This is a genomic window from Mesorhizobium sp. P5_C1 (assembly GCF_054049815.1).
In genome coordinates this window covers 1-1,287 of record NZ_JBFULQ010000980.1, presented here as the reverse complement: position 1 = coordinate 1,287, position 1,287 = coordinate 1, and the positions used below count along the sequence as shown (strand labels likewise).

Annotated in this window: 1 protein-coding gene and 1 pseudogene; both read right to left on the bottom strand. The window is 62.3% G+C overall.

Features of this window, described 5'->3' with window-relative positions; all coding sequences use genetic code 11:
* Positions 1–1,007 (bottom strand): four-carbon acid sugar kinase family protein (locus tag ACXJ7R_RS33205; RefSeq protein ID WP_457155490.1); only part of this gene is annotated, 1,007 nt, incomplete at its 3' end.
* A gap of 4 nt (positions 1,008–1,011) precedes the next feature.
* A pseudogene (locus ACXJ7R_RS33200) lies at positions 1,012–1,287 on the bottom strand (DeoR/GlpR family DNA-binding transcription regulator); the annotation flags it as partial.

The following is a 1,287-nucleotide window of genomic DNA, read 5'->3' as shown; positions in this document are numbered from 1 at the left end:
GTGGCTAGCCCCTCGAAAACGCCGCCTTTGACTCTGGAAACCGGAAGCCCTGGCTCAATCTCGCATTCGACCGTGAGTTCGACGGCACCCAGGCTGTCGCACACCGATCGCAATGTTTCACCGCCAGTGACGAGCAAGGTGCCGGGCTTTGGCAAGCCCGCGAGAAGCGAGGCAAACACCTTGCCGATATGATCTGCCACGACGTGGCGATCGCCCGATGCAACGACGCTGACAGCCGACGGCTCCCCGCGCATCATCCGTTTCGCCAAACGCATTTTCGCTTTGTCGACGTCGTGTTCCACGACGATATGCGCATCCGCATGCCTGGCGGCAAAGAGGGCTACCTGTCCCGCCGTGACCTCATGATTTGTGCCGACAAGGGCCAGGAATGGGGCGGAAAACGCAGGAACAGGCTTGTGTGGCGCATTCATGTGCCGTGCAAGTGCCGCCGCCAAGCCGCCAGTACCGACCCACAACGTCGCGCCCTCCGGCACCGTCGCGACGATCTTGTCCAGGTCCGCATCCGTTTCGGCGTCATAGAGTGTGATGAAATCAACTGGGCGTGACCCTGGTGTTGAACGCCCAGCCGGAAAGCGCTGGCCTAGACCGGCAACAAGGTCGGGACCTACCATTTCGGGTTGATCGAGTCGCCATTGGCGCCCAAGGCGCGTAACACGTCCCTGAAATGGGAACGCAGGTGCCAGAACAACGCGCTGGTACGCCCCGTTGAGGATGCAGGCCTCGATTTCGGCGATGACGTGGCCGCGCAAGAGGCTGTCGATCTTCTTGAAACTCAGGTGTCCGGCGGCAAGCCATGGCGCAAGCGTCCGGTGTCGCTCGACGGCCGTCGCCACTGGCCCCTCCCGGGTGGCGGCATCGATAGCCATACGCCCCGCAAACGTACGGTCCAGCTGCCAGCTGACCCCAATGCCATTCCCAGGCGATGCGAAGGAAACCGCGCTGTCCAGGGCCCCGGTCAGGTCGTCCGCGACGACCCGGATATCCATAGCCTCAAGAGCGCTCAACTGAAGAACCCGAACGGCTGACGCGCACGACCCTGACGTCCACATCGAGCGTTCGAAGATTGGTGAGGTGAGCCTGATCGATGCCCTCGTCGGTAATGATCTGGTGGATGTCGGCCAGACGGCAGATGGTGCAAAAATTGGGCGCAGTGAACTTCGAATGGTCGGCAAGCACGACGACGCGGCGCGCCGCGGCGATCATCGCCTGCTTCATTGCCGCAACCTCCAGGGAGGTCTCCGTGAGCATGTCGCCGGTGATGGCATG